This window comes from Nocardia sp. CNY236 (assembly GCF_000482385.1).
Taxonomy (GTDB): Bacteria; Actinomycetota; Actinomycetes; order Mycobacteriales; family Mycobacteriaceae; genus Nocardia.
In genome coordinates this window covers 1-1,260 of record NZ_AXVD01000078.1, presented here as the reverse complement: position 1 = coordinate 1,260, position 1,260 = coordinate 1, and the positions used below count along the sequence as shown (strand labels likewise).

Below are 1,260 nucleotides of genomic sequence, written 5' to 3'. Positions count from 1 at the left end.
TCCGCGGTCGACGAGATTGTCCGTGTGCTCTACCCAGCCGCCTAGTTGGCCTGCCCGCACCCCGTGGTAGGGCAGGTCCATGGTGGCTTTGATTCGATAGAGTTTCTTCCCTGTTTCAGGATCTTCGAGTGTCTCGTCGGTCAAAAAATAGTGCTCACGCATACCGGCTGCGTATCCTTCGAAATTGCCCAATGAATTGGACGCCACTGGCGGGAAGGCGGTCCCGAGTCCATGGCTGCCGTGGGTCGGTGACTTGTTTCACCCTCTAACGGAGAACACATCCACACAGAGGGGACTGACAGCGGATGTGTTCCCCGAGACAAGAACCCTAGAGAATTACGCTCTCTTCTTGTGGGTGCTCAGCTCCATCACACCCGAGAAACTTCCGCCGCACCAGCACCGACACTGAGGCAGCATGCATCACTACCGATCTGCAGCACGCCACTCTGCGAATCTGCGAACAGCTGATCCCGTGGTCCAGCACCTGACACGACCCCGGCCCGCTGAGACCTGCTCTGCTCGCGGACGAGATCGCCGGGAGTGTCGGATTGCCGGTGGATCTGACCCCGGTTGGGGTTAGTTTCCGGTCGGGGTGATCCGGCCCTCGAACGCGATCGCGAACGCATTCAGCGCCGGCTTCCACCTGATAGCCCATCGTGCCTGACCCTTGCCTGTGGGGTCCAGCGAACGGGTCACCAGATACAAGCATTTCAACGCGGCTTGCTGTGTGGGGAAGTGTCCGCGGACCCGGACAGCACGCCGATAGCGGGCGTTGCGTGACTCGATCGCGTTGGTCGAGCAGATCACCCGGCGAATCTCGACGTCGTAGTCGAGGAACGGCACGAACTCGGCCCACGCGTTCTCCCACAACCGCACGATCGCCGGATACTGCGGACCCCAGGCAGCGGCGAACTCAGCGAACCGCTCCTTCGCCGCGGCTTCGGTCGGTGCGGTGTAGACCGGTTTCAGGTCCTTGCTCATCCGGTCCCAGTGCTGACGGCCTGCATACCGGAATGTGTTGCGCAGCAGATGGATTACGCAAGTCTGCACCACCGTTTGCGGCCACACGGTGGTGATCGCCTCGGGCAGGCCCTTGAGCCCGTCGCACTGGCAACGATGCAGAACCCACTACACCGTGAATCTCATGTCGGTATGCCCGAAGAGGTCCTGGCCTTGGGTTCGTACCCTGTTGCACTCGGTCTTCGATCAGGCAGATACGCAATCGGTTGCCGCCCAATATGATCGGATGCTCGACGCCCT

General features: G+C 61.0%; 2 pseudogenes. One reads left to right on the top strand and one right to left on the bottom strand.

Annotated elements, in window-relative coordinates:
- Positions 1-576: 576 nt before the first annotated feature.
- Positions 577-1,107: pseudogene (locus K940_RS29875) on the bottom strand (IS256 family transposase); the annotation flags it as partial.
- Between K940_RS29875 and K940_RS29870 the strand changes: the two are divergent.
- Positions 1,070-1,260 (top strand): annotated as a pseudogene (locus tag K940_RS29870) (transposase); the annotation flags it as partial. The pseudogenes K940_RS29875 and K940_RS29870 overlap by 38 nt on opposite strands.